This is a genomic window from Halopseudomonas sp. 4NH20-0008, assembly GCF_057548395.1.
This window is the reverse complement of record NZ_BAAJMD010000026.1, coordinates 1-15,073: the sequence shown is the minus strand read 5'-3', so window position 1 is coordinate 15,073 and position 15,073 is coordinate 1. Positions and strand designations below refer to the sequence as shown.

Genomic DNA, 15,073 nt, shown 5'->3' with positions numbered 1-15,073 from the left:
AACCACTCAGGTCGAAACCGAGTGAGCCGTTGGCGTTCAGTCTGTGACTGGTGATGCTGATTGAGTATTTACTCTAAACAGTGCCGTTCGTATGATGGGGTGGCCGGCAATGGCGGTCACCCCTTCTCTCTGGCGCTGTTGCCGTGCGCTGTGCTGCCGCTCTGCTAGGGTAGGTAGTGGAATAACAAAAAGAGGCTGTCGCAGGCAGCCCGTGCTCGGCATGGATCGAATTCATGAACAGGAATCGCGTGGAATGGATTGCTCCGCAATCCTCCCCCGGGCAGGACGGGGGCAACGATCTACCGGTGTTGCTGACGACCAAAATCACCCCACCGCGTCGTGGCCGAGGCGTTCTTCCTCGCCCACGTCTTGAGCAGCTTGCCGAGCGACTGACCGAGCGTCGCGTCGCCATTGTCGAAGCGCCACCGGGGTACGGGAAAACCACGCTAGCCGGCATCTGGGCCGAGCGTCTCTCCAGTTTGGGTCATGGGGTTGCCTGGTTGTCGCTGGATACCGAAGACAACAGCGCCCACCGTCTGCTGTATTACCTGTGTGGCGCTATCAATCATGTGTTCCCGTCGATTGCCAATCACTGTCTGGCGTGCGCTGCCCCCCTCTCAACCTGCAGTGCGCAGTGTCTGGCAAGCCTGCTGCTCGCCGATCTGGAGCAGCATGCGCAACCGCTGACGATCTTTGTCGATGATTATCACTGCATTGCGGATGATGTGCTGATCGAGGCGCTGCGTTTTCTGGTTCAGCGCGCGCCCGAGCACGTTCATCTGGTGTTTATTGGTCGCAAGGATTTGCCGGAGGCGATAGTCGAGCATTGTTATGCCGATGATCGGCTGGATATCGACGCGGCGCTGCTGCGGTTCGATAGCGATGAAACCCGCGATCTGCTGCGCAAGGGCGGACTGCAGCCCGAGCAGGGCGGTGACCTGTGCAGCATCCAGCAGGCCGCTGATGGCTGGATAGCGGCATTGCGAGCGTACCTGCTGGCGCCGGCACCGGGTAGCGGGCGCTATATACCACGCAGTATCAGCAATCTGTTCGACGAGCTGCTTGGCCAGTTGGATGCTGGCACCTGCCGTGCGTTGTGCTCGATCGGGCTGCTGGAGAAGTTCAGCCTGCCGTTGCTGCGCAGCCTGCTGGGTGACTCTGCGGCAGAGGCGCTCCTGCAGCTTTTGCGGCGACGTCAATTATTCCTCAATGTGCTGGATGAACAGGACAGCTGGTTCAGCCTGCATCCACTATTTCGCGAGCATCTGCGCAGCGCCTGTCTGGCGCGGGATGAAGTCGCTGCGCGGCGGTTTATGCTGAGCGCCGCCCGATGGTTTGCCGAGCGTCAGCTCTGGTTTGATGCAATTCAGCTGGGAATGTTGAGCGCAGACGTGGAGCAGTTGCGAGAATGGATTCAGGAGTGTGCCACCACCCTGATGGAGCAGGGCGACTTCAGTACCCTGGTGTTGATGGAAAAACGCTGGAAGATGCAGTCGGGTGATAGCTCGCTGGCGCTCAAGGTCACCCGTGCCTGGGCGATGGGGCTGGCGCTGGAGTACGCCTCGGCCATGCGCCTTGCCGAGGAGCTGGAGGCAGAGGTTCAACAGCTTGATGCGGGAGAGGAAGCCGCCGCACTGCATTGGGAGGTGCAGGCCATCAAGGCCATGCTCTGGGCGCTTGATGATCGCTACGGCCTGGCAGCGCCGGTCGCCGATGCCTGCATCAGCTCCGGCCTTGGCAGCCCTTGGGCTCGCAACGTATTGCTCAATATCCTCTGTGGTGCGCACATGCGCGCCTGCCGCTGGGACCAGTTATACGCATTGCCCCCGACCCAACTCCTGCAGCAGGGAAATGGTGGCTACTTCCTGCATGAGTGCTACCGCAAATCGCTGTACGCCCTGAGTGAGTTCTATCAAGGACGCATCGTTCAGGGCATGGCGACGCTGGATGGACTGCTGGATCAGGCCGACGAGTTATTCGCCCCGGATTTGCGTCGGCCCAATCCGGTATTGACTGCATTGCCCAAGGGGTTGGGAGCCTTCGGTCATTACCTGCGCGCAGAGTATGCAGAAGCAGACATAAAGCTGCAGGAGGCGTTGCCTTACATCAAGACCGGCAGCTTTATCGAGTGCACCGCATTTGCCTGCATGACGCAGGTTCGGCTGCTGGCTCATCAGTCGCGTTTTGCCCAGGCTCGGCGGGTGCTGGATGAGCTTGAGTCGCTGGCATTGGAGCGTCGCTGGCCCAGGTTGCAGGCGCGTGCGCTGCTGGAGCGGGTCAGACTGCACCTGATTGAGCGCAAGCCGCGTGAGGCCAATGTCTGCAGTGCCATGCTGCAGCAACTTGCGCGGCTCGATTGGCCCGACCAATGGGTTGATCGAGCCTACTTTGCATTATTGTCGCGTCTCTGGCTGGCGCTGGATCTGGAACGTTGTGAACCCGCGCTGTTGGATGAGGCGCTGGCTATGCTGCAGCAGATGCGCACCAGCGAGATCTGGATGTATTACGTTGAACTGGGCATCGTTACTGGCGTGCTGTTGAGCCGCGAGCGCGGTGTCGCCAGTGCCGCTGCGCTGCTGGAGTCGGTCGTTGGTATTGTCAGGGACACAGGAATGGTAAGTCTGCTTGGCGACCTGCCCGGGCATGATATTGGCGCATTGTTCGCGCGTTACTGCCCGCCTGATCTGCAGCTTCAGCTTGCCGACATGCTGGGGCTGGATACGCCGGTGGAGGAAGGCGGCGGAAACGGTGCGTTGCTGACGCTGACCGTCAAGGAGCGGCAGGTTATTCAGTTGGTGGCCGAAGGCAAGTCGAACAAGCAGATAGCGCGTGATCTCAACGTCACACCCGAGACGATCAAGTCACACATGAAGAACATCTTCGCCAAACTCAAGGTCGACAATCGCGCCCAGGCTGCGGTGATGGTGCAGCAGGCTTAGTGGCGACAGCCACAAGCCGCAAGCAAAAGCAAAAGCAAAAAGCCGGCAGTGGTGGCTGGCAGCAGGAGCAGTGCGGTGGAGTGGAGGCGATCAGCTTGCCGCTTGAAACTTGCGGCTTGCAGCTCCGAGAGGAGCCCCCTGTCGCCCGGAGCAGCGGAAACGACAGGGGGAGAGGGTGGATATCAGCGGATACCCGAGGCGCGCAGTGCGTTGGGAGTGAAGTCGGCAGACGACGCCTTGAAGCTGAAGTCGTAGGGCTTGCGTTCTTCGTTGGTCATGCCCAGCGCCATGTAGCGTCCGTTCTGCAGGTCGTACAGCGTTTCCAGAGCGTATCCGGGGATTTTCAGATCGAAGCGTTGCAGAGCCATCGCTTCCGCTACGCGCCACAATCCCCCGCGGCCATCGTAGTGGTCGATAGCACCAGCTAGCCAGTTATCCTCGTCGATAAAGAAGTGGCGCTTGGCGTAGACGTGACGCTGGCCTTCCTTGAGGGTGGCTTCCACTTCCCAGACGCGGTGCACTTCGTAGCGCACCAGATCCTGGTTGATATGGCCCGCCTGGATGATGTCATCGTACTTCAACTCGCGTGAGGCAAGAGCGAAGTTGTTGTACGGGATCAGCAGTTCACGCTTGCCAACCAGTTTCCAGTCGTAACGGTCGGGCGAGCCGTTATACAGGTCGTAATTATCGGAGACCCGGGTGCCGTCCGCACCGAACGCCGGTCCGTCATAGGCCACCTGGGGTGCGCGACGCACGCGGCGTTGGCCGGCGTTGTAGATCCAGGCGGCGCGCGGCTCCTCGACCTGGTTGATATTCTCGTGCACCAGCAGTACGTCACCGGCCAGGCGTGAGGGCGACAGGATACGCTGGGTGAAGTAGAACATCAGGTTATCGGAGATCTTCGGGCCGTAATCGGTCAGTGCGGTAGCAAAGCTGTACGCATCCTGCAGAATCACCATGGTGTTCGAACCATTGGCCTGCGGGGTTGCCTGCGCGATAACGCGGGTAAAGCTGCCACCGCGATAGCGGGTGATGTGGTTCCAGATAACCTCCACACCGTTTTGCGGAATCGGGAAAGGATAGGCCGTGTCGAAGTTTTCTAGGCCGTTTCCGCCCTCGGCCAGTTGTGTATTGACGGCGTTGCGGGCGACCGCGTCAAACACCTCTTGCGGCACGGTAGCGCTGCGGTTGGTTTGGAAGACCCGCATGCGATAGGTATCAGGGTAGCGTCTGAGCATGGCCTTCTGGCCTTCGGTCAGCATGTCCGCATACTGATCCATATTCGCCGCAGTGATGGTGTATTGCGGCTGCTCGCCGGCGAAGGGGTCGCCAAAAAAACCGTCGGCGTCGACCGGCGCCGCATCGGTTGCCATGCCGCCGGTCCAGGCGGGAATGGTGCCGCTGGCGTTGCCGGCACGTTCGGCGCCCATCGGGGTAAGGGTGGTCTGCAGCTTAGCCGCCTCTTCCGGAGAGACGGCTGCGCTGACCGACAGCGCAAGGGCGCTGAGCATGGCGCCACCGAGAATCTGCAGGGATCGTTTGTGAATCGGTTTCATCGCTTGCTCCGTTTCTTATTAGAAGTTAACGCCGACGCTGACAGCAACGAAGTCGCGGTCAGTGTTGGGGTTGTAGTCGCCACCGAAGAAGTTGGTGTAGTTGATGCTGGCGTTGTACTTGTTGTTGTACACCCCGGTCAGGCCGACGCTGGCGGCCATGGAGCCTTCAACAAAGTTCGGACCGGTGCCGTCAACGTCGTGTGAGAACGCGAAGCTGGGCTTGAGCGCCACGCCCGCGAAGCCCTCGTACTCCATGTTGACCAGGGCGCGGTAACCCCAGGAGCTGCTGGTGTAGAAGCCGTCGTACGTGCAGTCCGATGGGTTGGCAGTGTTAAGCACGCCCTCGCATGCCCCGAACGGCAGTGGCCCGGAGCCATATAGTGAGTCGCGGCCGTAGCGCAGTTCATCCAGTCCTTTCTTGATGCCGCTGACGTGGTTGTAACCGACTTCGCCGATGACGGTCATGCTGCGCGCGCCGAGGATATTGTCAAAGATGCGGACAGCCGTAACCTGCGCCTGGGTGACCGGCAAACGCTTATAGCCCTGAATGATGGTGCCGGGGGGAATGGCTACGCCGAAAACAGCTCCGGGCACGTGGCCACTGGTGTTCAGCGGCGTAACGGCGTTACCGATGGCTGCACCGGTCAAATCGTTGGAGCTGATCTGGACTGGCTGGTTTGGTCGGTAGCTGAGTTCACCTGACAGCGCAGTACCGCCAACGTTGGTCTGGAAGCTGACACCGTAGATCCGGATGTCCTCCGGGTAGGCGAGGAAATAGTTACCCAACAGGGCCACGTCAACTTGCCCGGTCTGGGAATTGGGCTCTGCACCAATGACCGTCTGGCCGCCAGCTGCGATAGTGTTATAGGTTGGCAGGCGGCTGTGAATGTTCATGAAGTACAGGCCGAACTCGGTCTGATTCAACTCCTCCGCGTAGTAGCGGAACGATACGCCAAATTGTCCGTCGTCCCTGGCGTCTACGTCGCCGGCGCGCGGTACATAGACAAAGGTTGGATCGCCGTTGGCACCGTTTTGGCTTCCCCCAACGCCGACCTGGTAGCAACCGTCAGCCAGGGTATCGCCCGGCGCGAAGAAGGTACCGCAGTTGTCGATGACCGTCTGATCCCACTCCAACTGGTAGAAGGCTTCCATCCCGAGATTTTCAGTCAGGCTCTGGGACAGGTAGAGCATGTTGACCGGAATAAGGCCTTCCTTGATCTCCGCGCCGGGTCGACGGAAGGCGGCCGCGTCGATCGGGTTGATGCTGTTGATGCCATTCTGAATGAAGGTACTTTCACCCCAGCTCACCACCTGCCTGCCGATGCGGACCGAGCCAGGCATGTCGCCAATGGCATAGTTGTGGTATAGGAACGCATCGAGCAGCTGCACTCCGGAGGCCTGGGCCGCGGTCTTGCGATTGTCATCGTCGATGTCGTACAGATCCTGGTGCCCGTCCTTAAGCTCGAAGTCGTACCAGTATTTTCCGCGCAGGAAGACGCCGGTATTACCGTATTGCAATGACAGGTCGTGGATGCCTTTGAAAATGGTCGAGAAGGCATCGCCCTTGTCGAAGTTCAGGCGATTGTCGTCGGTGTTGGCGGCGTTGGCGTTGCCACCGTTGTTGGCCCAGATCAGGTCCTTGTCCGGGCTGGCGGTTGCCCAGCTGGAGCCGATGGAAATGCTGGAGTCGAATTGGCCTTCGATTTCACCGATGTCGAATCGCACCGCATGCGCAGGCAGTGCGGAAGCCATTGCGATGGCGACAACCATGGGTTTGAGGCTGCAGGTCAGAAACGTTCTTGTTGTTATGTTCTTCATGTTGTCCTCGCGCCGGGCGCTTGTTGTTATTGAGGATCCCAGGCTCGCAGCAGTGACGGGACGCCGTTCTGCCGCAGGATCTCATTGTAGTCCGATAGGTTTCGTGTTTATACCCCCCCTAATGGGGGGTGATGGGGCGTGGGGCGAGGTGCGTTCGGCCTGCAACGGGTAGGTCAGCTTGCGTCGCTGGCGACCTGGTTCATAATGCCTGCGGGGCGTCCGTCCCGGTTACCAGGAGAGAGGCTGATGACTATTTCCCCGCTGCTGATAGGTGGCAATCAGGCTGGCGGCGTGGCGATTGAGCCGCGCATGGCCAATCGTCACGGGTTGATTGCGGGCGCGACCGGCACCGGTAAGACCATTACGCTGCAGGTGTTGGCGCAGGCCTTTTCGCAACTGGGTGTCCCGGTGTTGGTGCCCGATATCAAGGGTGACTTCTCGGGCATCGCGAAACCGGGTGTGGTATCGGAAAAGCTGCAGCAGCGCGCCCTGCGTGTAGGTATTGACGCTCTGGAGCCCAAGGGTGCGCCGGTGGTGTTTTGGGATGTGTATGGCGAGAAGGGGCATCCGCTGCGTCTGACCATTTCCGAGCTTGGCCCGCAACTGCTGTCGCGGTTGTTGGGGCTGAATGAAACCCAGAGCGGCATCATCGATATTCTGTTCCGGGTCGCTGATGATCAGGGCTGGCTGCTGCTCGACATGAAAGACCTGCGGGCGATGCTCAATCATGTCCACGAGCTCCGTGCCGAACTGGGGCCGCGTTACGGCAATATCTCACCGGCCAGCGTCGGCGCTATCCAGCGCTCGTTGCTGCGTCTGGAACAGCAGGGCGGGGAGCCGTTGTTTGGCGAGCCTGCCGTCTCGCTGGATGACTTTCTCCAGGTCGACGAGCACGGTCAGGGCGTGGTCAATATCCTGCATGCCGAGCGCCTGTATAGGGAGAGCCCGCTCGGCTATGCCTGTGTCCTTCTGTGGCTGCTGTCCGAGCTGTTTGAGCAGCTGCCGGAGGTTGGTGATGCCGACAAGCCCCGGTTTGTGCTGTTCTTTGATGAGGCGCACCTGCTGTTCAATGACACCCCTAAGGCGCTGCTGGATCGGATTGAACAGGTCGTGCGGCTGATCCGCTCCAAGGGTGTGGGCGTGTACTTCGTTACTCAAAGCCCGCTCGACCTGCCGGATGCCGTGCTGGCGCAGCTAGGCAACCGGGTGCAGCACGCGCTGCGCGCGTTTACTCCGCGGGACCAGAAAGCAGTCCGTGCTGCGGCCCAGACTTTCCGCACCAACCCGGATCTGGATACCGAAGCCGTGATCACTGCTCTGGGCGTGGGTGAGGCGCTGGTCTCGGTGCTGGATGAAAAAGGCTCGCCGTCCATCGTGCAGCAGATCTGGGTGCGACCGCCGGACAGTCAGATGGGGCCGATTAGGGGTTCTAGGGATTTTCCGTCCAAAAACGACAAAGTGCTCTGGAGGCCGCGCCGTCCGTGGCCTCCAGAGGGGTATTACTTTTCGCTGACGGGTAAATATCCCTCGATTGAGCGCATAAGCTCCTCCAGATCTGGCAATTTTTCGCTCAATTCGAAGTGGTAAGTCCCCTTGAGGTTAATGTTGTGCCAGGCCACAGGGGATGCCTGTTTGACGATATCTATTCTCTTGGTATCTCCTTGGTATTCGAAGCTGGTCAACAGCTGGCTGAGTATCCTGGAGTTGAAGTAAACGATGGCATTGGTGACCAGGCGAGCGCACTCATTCCATAGCTGGATTTCTTCGTCTGAACTGCCCCGGAACTGATCCCCATTGACGCTGCTCACGGCCCGACGCAGTTGGTGATAGGCCTCTCCCCGGTTCAGCGCGCGCTGAACATAGTTTCTTAAACTGGCATCATCGATGTAGCACAGTAGATAATTCGCTTTCACCAGGCGATTGTATTCCGTCAGGGCTTCCAGCAGCGGGTGATTGCGCTTGTACTCCGAGAGCTTTCTCACCAAGGTGGCTTGCGTTGTTTTCCGCTGCTTAAGTGATACTGCAATCCGTTGGATGGTATCCCAGTGCTGCGCAATACGATGGGTATTGATTGGCTTTTTTAAGCACAGCTGAATTCGGTGTTCTTTGTCTTCCTTGACATCAAACATGTCATTGATCACTTTGCCAACCTGGGCATAGCGTGGGGCAAACTGGTATCCGAACAGATCCAGTAACGCGAAGTTCACATGGTTCACCCCATGGGTATCGGTTGAGAGCACATCCGGAATGATGTCTGACGTATTGCTCATCAACAAATCAAAGATGTAGTGCGATTCATGTTCGTTGGCGCCGATCACTCTGGCGTTGATAGCAGCGTGATTGGCGATCAAGGTCATGGCAGAAACACCTTTTTGAGTGCCAAAGTACTTCGACGAATAACGGGTTTTGAAGGTCTCGCGCCGGGCTTCGAACTTTTGACCATCGGCACTGGCGTGGATCACATCTTCCTGGATGTTGTAGTACCGGAAGATGGGTAGCTTGGCTGTCGCGTTATTGATGTTGTCGTTAGCAGCATTCAATGTTTCCAGGCGAAGATAGTTCGCCTGGATAGTGCTGAGCTGATCATAGGTACGATCAGAGATCTGTGCCATGCCGTAAATGCCTTGATTGGTTGCATTGCCGACCAGAATTGCCAACAGGTCATATTCATGGGAACGGCTTCTGGATTGGGAACCCAGCACATGAGCGAAGCAGTCAATGAAACCGGTGTCACGATCAACCATGCGCAGTACATCCGCAATCCCCGTTGTGGGAATTTGCTGGAAGAAGGGATTGTTGACCAGATGATGTTTGCTGGCCGAAGGCAGGCGCCAGAAGCGTTTACCCTGCGGATTACGCAAGATGATATTCCGGTTGTCTTCCTGTTCAAGATATTCGCCGACTTCGTACAAACGGGTATCCAATTCCATGGCCATCTGTTTGATCAGCTTTTCAGGCTCCTCCGCTAATTTTGTAAAATGGCTCTGTTGAAGCAGCGTATATTTGTTTTTTCGCCAATGTTCCCCGTCGATCAGGTCGGCGTCGAGTGCCCGGTATTTAGTGATATCAGGCAGCGTCAGCTGGCCATTCAGGCGATCAGGAATCTGTTGATAGAGGAACCACTCATAACGATCGATCAGGATATTCCCTTCACCATCCAGCAGGAATTCACGTGATTTTTTGGAAAGGAGTCTGGTGTCGGCAGTTTGCAACTGAGCGTCCTGGCCGTTGAGTTCGTTTTGTGTTTTCGCCAAGGCGGCCGCTAAGTGCTGGGTGCCGTCGCAGCCTTCGAAGCGCAGACATAGGAACAACTCTCGCAGCAAACCTTTCCGCAGACTTTCTTTCTCGTCGCAGTACTGCCACATGGCTTCATCGACCGATCGTCGCTGCTCGTTCAGGAAGAGACATACAGATTCCAGATCCCTTTTGGTCAGCAGGCTCAGTGCTTGCTGTCTTACTGTTGCAAACGGTAGTTGCAGATCAATGCTGTCATCAATGAACAGGTGCAGTACTTCAGCTGCCTTGCTGACATTTTTAGCTGCTTTTTGCCAATCCTTAAACACCGCTTCCTGCGCATAATCCTTTGCCTTCTGTTTGGTCTGTCTGACATGATGCACAAAGCCATCGGCAATACGTTCCAGCGCTTGCTGCCATCGCGTTTGAAGATAGCACAATAAATACAGCCATTGGCTGCCTACGGTTTGACGTTTCAGTTTGGCACCGTAGTAGTCGACTTTCTCTGCCAGGTGTTGCAGATTTTTCTGCGACAGTGATAGCGTGCTCAACAGCAGATCCACTTCCGGCATCCAATGCTGGATATGGCGATAGACAATCAGTTCTTTCTCCAACTCGGTTCCGGTGAAGTTACGAGCCGATTGTCGCAACTGTCGGAACGGCAGTGGACCTGTGCCGTTCACGAGCTCCGCCAGTGCTTGCTTAAGACCGCGTGACATTGCACGCTCAAGGTGCGCGGCCATGTGTTCCTGTTCGTCTCCCACCACCTGACTGATGATCTTTTGCAGCGTGCTGTAGGCAGGGATTGCGATCTTCTGCCCCGAACAATATTCAATGGCCGCATCGAAGAGGTGCCTAGGCGCTGTCCAGGCTCTGGCTTGCTGGGATAAGTAATCTCTCAACGCCGCTCCATGGTCTTTGACATTCCAGCGCTGGTAGTTGCAGAGCTGGAAAACACGTTGGTAAATCCGTTCGTTCTCTTTTGGCGTGAGATTAAAGGGTCTACAGCCTGGGCCTGGTAGAACGGTTTGATAAACGTATTTGAGGTCCTGCTTGATCTGATGAAAGCCGGGATTCAGCACCACCGGCTTGGCTTTGAAATAGCCCAGCAGTACCACCAGCATGTAACGCTGGCCCCGATGACGGAGGCTTTTAGCGATCGCCAGTTCCTTATCGTTCAGCGAGAAAAAGAAGCGTTGGTCGGCGGAGGTGAAAGCGGGGGGTCCATATAAGGGGTTCTAGGGATTTTCCGTCCAAAAACGACAAAGTGCTCTGGAGGCCACGCCGTCCGCGGCCTCCAGAGGGGTATTACTTTTTTGGCGCTTCACATAGCCAGTCACAATAAATCAATCACTTAGCAGTCTGAATGTCGCATTTGGACGGAAAATCCCTAGAACCCCTCATAGATTGGATCGCCCTGGGCGGCAGAACCGAACCGCGCAAGAGCTGCCACCGCACTGGCATGTCCGCTCATGACCGAGGCTGCCAGGTGCACCAGACTATCCCAATGCTTTTCGATCAAAGCGACGTCGACATTGGCTTCGCACACCGCAGCGATTTCTGCGGGCACTTTGGTGCCGCGTGGCACAAAGAGGTGGCGCTGTTTGAGTTCCTTCAACCGCGGGCAAAGATCAAAACCAAGCAAACGGGCATGTGACATGGCAAAGTCGGTGTAGCCAGCCGTTGCGCGTGACTACCTTGCCGCTCGCGGCGAAGTTCTCGCCCGCGATCTCGACGCCCACGGTGGTCTGCATGTACTCGTGCAGCGGGTAGAACTGCGCCAGGTAGGCGCGCACGATCAGGTCGTAGATGTTGCGCTCGCGCTCGCTGAGGGCGGCCTTGCTGCCCTTCTGCATGGTCGGCACGATGCCGTGGTGCGCGGTGATCTTCGAGTCGTCCCACGTCTTGGACTTGATACGCGGATCGGCACCATCGACCAGGCCGGCCAGTTCGGGGTTGACGTGCTTGATCGCCTCCAGCACGCGCGGCGCGTCGGCGTGCTGCGACTCCGGCAGGTAGGCGCAGTCGGTGCGCGGGTACGAGGTCAGCTTGTGCGTCTCGTAGAGCGCCTGGCAGGTGTTCAGCACGTCCTCGGCGCTGTAGCCGAACTTGGCCGAGGCCAGTGCCGTAATGTCGGACAGGGCGAAGGCCAGCGGCTGGTTCTGCTTCTTGGCCTCCTGTTTGTACGCGGCGATGGTGCCCGGCTGGCCCTTGACGGCGGCCACCAGGGCGTCGGCGACGGCGGTATCGACAAGGCGGCCTTCGCTGTCCAGGCCGGCTTGATCCTCCTGCGTGGTGTTTGTCACCGGCCACGCCAAGCCGGGCGATGCTGGCACCGACTGGCGTGCACTGGCTGACACCGCGCGCCAGGCCAAGTTGACGCTGGTGATCTACATGGGTGTCAGCGGTGCGCAGCGCATCCAGGACGAACTGCTGCACGGCTTGCCCGCCGACACACCGGTCGCCATCGTCCAGAACGCCAGCCTGCCGACGCAGCGCCACGCGGTCTGCACCCTGGAAACACTGAGCGCGACGATTGCCAGCGAACAACTGACCAGCCCCAGCGCCATCATCGTGGGCGATGTGGTGCGCGGCGTGACGACCAGCCAGCGCGCTCTTCAGAGCCTGTTCACGGGCACCTGAAAGGGCAGAGCCCCGCTCGGTCATTTCTTGGCAGGCTGTGCCGGTTTGCGCGCAGACTTTCAAGTTCATAGAATCCCCTGCGACAAGCGAGCCGCGCGGCATGCCAGCGGGCCTACTTCTGAACCCACAACACAAGGAATATGTATTTGTCCATGTGCATTTGCGGTGGTTGGGCCTTGGCCATGCCGTTTGAACGTAGCGTACCGGCTTACGCGAACGCGCCGCGTTTGGGGACACCGCGCACTGTATGTTGCAGGATCAGCGCTAAAAGCAGTGCCGCAGTTTCAAACACCAGTAGAAAGTTGGCCAGATCATTGGGCTGACCATCCAGGAGCAGGCTCGATACCCGCCCGGCAACCAGCCCGCCGAGAAATGCCGCGCAAAACCACAGCGCGTGGCGGGTGAGCGCTGGAAGCAGCGCACCAGCCAGCATCATGGCGCCGAAGCTGAAGTGCATGCCGCCGTAGATGGAGCGAATTTCGTTGGTCGCGGTAACGGTTGTTGGTGCGAGGTCGAGGGCGGCCATCGCCGCCTCCGGGTTTATCGTCGTGTTGATGCCAATTGCCATGAAAGCCAGTGCGTTAAGGATCAGGAAACCTTTGGCAATCGTCAGCATTTCGGTGAAACCTCTTCGTGTCGTTCTACGGTCCAGGTATGGATAGGTTCGTGGCCCTCGCGCTGCCACGCCGGGGGCTTCCATAAGTGCTTCAGGCGTTCGCCCAATGGGCCCGGCGCCATGACATCGCGAATCATGTCGACGAATTCATGCAGATTCAGTACGAACCAATTGTGGCTCTTGATCTGCCGCGGCGTACCGTAAACCACCTTTTCCTCTTCGGGTTCGTAGGTGCCGAACAGGTGGTCATACAGCATGATTACGCCGCCGTAGTTTTTGTCCACATATTGCACATTCCGGCCATGGTGTACGCGGTGATTGGAAGGCGTGTTGAACCACCATTCAACCCACGGGTGAAGTTTGGGTATGGATTCGGTGTGTACAAACCACTGGAAGGCCAGGTTGGCGCCGAGCAGGCCGAGCATCAGCTCCGGGGTGAAGCCCGCCAGGACGGCCGGCACATAGAACATCCAGGTGCCGACGATGCCGTTCAGGATGCTCTGCCGCGCGGCGGTCGACATGTTCATGATCTCGCCGGTGTGGTGCGAGACGTGCTGGGTCCAGAACCAGCGCACGCGATGGGCGGTGCGGTGATACCAGTAGTAGCACAGCTCCTGGACGAAGAAGGCCAGGATGATGGTGCCGACGTTGATCGGGATGGTATAGAAACGGTGGTCCCAGACCACCGTGAACAGGGCGGCAACGAACAGCAGGTTCATCAGGCCGCCGGATACGTAGTAGCCCACGCCGAGCGAGAAATTCGCCAGCACCTCGCGCGTCCAGAATGGCTGCCCCTGCCCGGTGTTCCAGCTGCCAGTTTTGCGGCGGAAATACAGCCATTCGAACAGGAATGCACTGCCGAAGACGGGGATCATCGGGATCAGAATCATCTCGTTCATGGTGGGCGGGCGACCGAACAGGGCCGTCATGGCTGCTACGACCGGCTGAAATACTGTTTCCATAAGGGTTTCCTCGTACCTGTTACCACTTGCTTCAGAGGTGGGATGGCGAGTATTTTGTGCTTTTGACTGGTTATGGTCTTGACAGTCGCCTACTATTTTTTGACATGGCGTGCCAAGAGTTTCGGCAATGAGTCACAGCGTTCTGGTTTTCGCGAGGATCGCCCACATCCTGACCCGCTTCATGGAGGCGGAGGGTGTTGCCTGCGCGCCGTTGCAGTACAAGCTGAATGCGGCGACCCGGGCCGAGCGCATCCCCATCGAGCAGTGGTGGGAACTGCTGGAGCAACTGGCCGAGACCAGCGGCGATCCCCTGGTCGGCCTGCGCGTCGGTCGTCACGCCAGGTTGCAGGACGCTGGCGTGCTCGGCTATCTGGCGGCCTCCTGCGCGACGCTGGGTGAGGCCTTGCAGCGCATGCAGCATTATCAGGCCCTGCTGCAGAATCTGTCCTTTGTCTGGCTGCGCGCGGACGGCCCCCATCTGCATCTGGGCTGGGCCGGCGATAAAGGCCCCTCGACCGATGCGTCGAATGATGTGCTGGTGTCCGGCATGCTGACCGTGCTGGATACCCTGGTATCACCACACCGGGTTCGGCCGGTGCAGATCGAATTCCCCAGGCCGGCGACCGCAAACCGGACAATCCACGAGCGAGCACTGGGCTGCCGGGTGCATTTTGGCGGTGACACCCTGGCCATTACCATCCGGCTTGCGGATCTGGGCTTGCCGATCAACAGCCAGGACGCGCATTTGCGTCAGCTGCTGGATCAGCAGGCAGCCGCGATGCTGGAAAGCCTGGCCCACCCCGATGCGTTCCTGATCGAATTCCAGCGCGCCATGATGCGGGGGCTGGAGGAGGGCGCGCTGAGCATGCAGTGGCTGTCGCGGCAGCAGCAAACACCGGTTCGTTCGCTGTACCGCGCCCTGCGGCAACGTGACAGAACCTACAAGGGCATGCTGGATGAGCTGCGCCAGCAACTGGCCAAACAGTACCTGGCCGACCCGGCCTTGTCGCTGAGCGAGATTGCGCTGATGCTTGGCTATTCGGAACAAAGCGCGTTCAGCCGCGCCTTCCGGGGCTGGTACGGGGAGACGCCGCTGCGCTACCGAAAGAAGCCGACGGGCGGAAAGTGCTGAAAGCGCCCACCTGTTTGAGTTACCGCATCAGCTGGTCAGTCGCGATTGCCGTTGCGCCGCAGCCAATTTGGTGACGTGAACTTTCACCATCGTGACGCCCAACGCCGAAATTAACCGGCGCGGCGAAGCCGCGTCCGAGTTGAATGCCTAGTTATGTCTGCCATTTCAATAAA

At 58.6% G+C, this 15,073-nt stretch carries 9 protein-coding genes and 2 pseudogenes; 4 read left to right on the top strand and 7 right to left on the bottom strand.

Going from position 1 to position 15,073, the window contains the following annotated elements:
* Window positions 1-233 precede the first annotated feature (233 nt).
* On the top strand, window positions 234-2,939 hold the full coding sequence (locus tag AC27HQ_RS16715) for a LuxR C-terminal-related transcriptional regulator (RefSeq protein ID WP_487157337.1): 2,706 nt from the start codon (window positions 234-236) through the stop codon (window positions 2,937-2,939).
* A 182-nt stretch (window positions 2,940-3,121) separates the two neighbouring features.
* Here AC27HQ_RS16715 and AC27HQ_RS16710 read toward each other — a convergent pair whose 3' ends face one another.
* Window positions 3,122-4,495, bottom strand: coding sequence for a DUF1329 domain-containing protein (locus AC27HQ_RS16710; protein ID WP_338213738.1), 1,374 nt, complete (start codon window positions 4,493-4,495; stop codon window positions 3,122-3,124).
* An 18-nt stretch (window positions 4,496-4,513) separates the two neighbouring features.
* Window positions 4,514-6,313, bottom strand: coding sequence for a DUF1302 domain-containing protein (locus AC27HQ_RS16705; RefSeq protein ID WP_487157336.1), 1,800 nt, complete (start codon window positions 6,311-6,313; stop codon window positions 4,514-4,516).
* Between the two features lie 246 nt (window positions 6,314-6,559).
* Here AC27HQ_RS16705 and AC27HQ_RS16700 point away from each other — a divergent pair, with 246 nt between their 5' ends.
* On the top strand, window positions 6,560-7,900 hold the full coding sequence (locus AC27HQ_RS16700) for a helicase HerA-like domain-containing protein (protein ID WP_233048406.1): 1,341 nt from the start codon (window positions 6,560-6,562) through the stop codon (window positions 7,898-7,900).
* On the opposite strand, the pseudogene AC27HQ_RS16695 reads toward AC27HQ_RS16700, so the two are convergent.
* From AC27HQ_RS16695 to AC27HQ_RS16685, 3 genes and pseudogenes are all read right to left on the bottom strand, one after another.
* Window positions 7,813-10,779 (bottom strand): annotated as a pseudogene (locus AC27HQ_RS16695) (Tn3-like element IS3000 family transposase); the annotation flags it as partial. The gene AC27HQ_RS16700 and the pseudogene AC27HQ_RS16695 sit on opposite strands and share 88 nt — an antisense overlap.
* Window positions 10,780-10,946: 167 nt before the next feature.
* Window positions 10,947-11,231, bottom strand: a pseudogene (locus tag AC27HQ_RS16690) (Tn3 family transposase); the annotation flags it as partial.
* The gene (locus AC27HQ_RS16685) at window positions 11,179-11,772 is read right to left on the bottom strand and encodes a DNA topoisomerase (RefSeq protein ID WP_233049899.1); all 594 of its coding nucleotides are present in this window, start codon (window positions 11,770-11,772) and stop codon (window positions 11,179-11,181) included. The pseudogene AC27HQ_RS16690 and the gene AC27HQ_RS16685, both read right to left, overlap by 53 nt.
* 67 nt (window positions 11,773-11,839) lie before the next feature.
* Between AC27HQ_RS16685 and AC27HQ_RS16680 the strand changes: the two genes are divergently transcribed.
* The gene (locus AC27HQ_RS16680) at window positions 11,840-12,190 is read left to right on the top strand and encodes a uroporphyrinogen-III C-methyltransferase (RefSeq protein WP_079742477.1); all 351 of its coding nucleotides are present in this window, start codon (window positions 11,840-11,842) and stop codon (window positions 12,188-12,190) included.
* A gap of 208 nt (window positions 12,191-12,398) precedes the next feature.
* Here AC27HQ_RS16680 and AC27HQ_RS16675 read toward each other — a convergent pair whose 3' ends face one another.
* Complete coding sequence (locus tag AC27HQ_RS16675) at window positions 12,399-12,806, bottom strand: DUF4345 domain-containing protein (protein WP_233048402.1); 408 nt, start codon at window positions 12,804-12,806, stop codon at window positions 12,399-12,401.
* Window positions 12,800-13,768, bottom strand: a complete 969-nt coding sequence (locus AC27HQ_RS16670) for a sterol desaturase family protein (protein WP_233048401.1) — start codon at window positions 13,766-13,768, stop codon at window positions 12,800-12,802. The genes AC27HQ_RS16675 and AC27HQ_RS16670 overlap by 7 nt, the downstream gene beginning before the upstream one ends.
* Window positions 13,769-13,895: 127 nt before the next feature.
* On the opposite strand from AC27HQ_RS16670, the gene AC27HQ_RS16665 reads away from it, so the two are divergent.
* Complete coding sequence (locus AC27HQ_RS16665; RefSeq protein WP_092376624.1) at window positions 13,896-14,900, top strand: AraC family transcriptional regulator; 1,005 nt, start codon at window positions 13,896-13,898, stop codon at window positions 14,898-14,900.
* The last annotated feature ends 173 nt before the right edge of the window (window positions 14,901-15,073 follow it).